This window comes from Planococcus sp. CAU13 (genome assembly GCF_000775575.1).
In the GTDB taxonomy this organism is placed as follows: domain Bacteria; phylum Bacillota; class Bacilli; order Bacillales_A; family Planococcaceae; genus Planococcus.
Genome location: NZ_JRGN01000102.1, coordinates 1 through 303 on the forward strand (window position 1 = coordinate 1; position 303 = coordinate 303).

The 303-nt window shown below is 52.8% G+C and carries 1 protein-coding gene; it reads right to left on the reverse strand.

Annotated features, from left to right (window positions below; all coding sequences use genetic code 11):
* The coding region (locus tag KW93_RS17390) for a hypothetical protein (RefSeq protein ID WP_033541779.1) at positions 1-303 on the reverse strand (303 nt) is incomplete at both ends.

Consider the following 303-nt stretch of genomic DNA (forward strand, 5'->3'; position numbering starts at 1 on the left):
ATCCGTGTTCCAGGAGCCACTCGTTTTTTTGGATGGCGATTTCCTTCTCCATGCCCGTTAACGTCGACAGCTCGCCGCCGCGTTCATTGAAAAGCTGGAGAAGCGCCAAAAATTCCCCTTTATGAAGCGGAACTTCTTCCCATTTCGCCTGGTAAATTGCATCCCGCCATGGGTAAAGTGCGCTCCGCATCTCTTTCAGCAGGTCCAATTGCGCTAAACCGGCATTATCCAAAAGGCCGTCCATCTGGTCCTCTGACAGCCTTTCGATGGATCGGCCCACTTCCCCATTGATCGCTTCGGTCT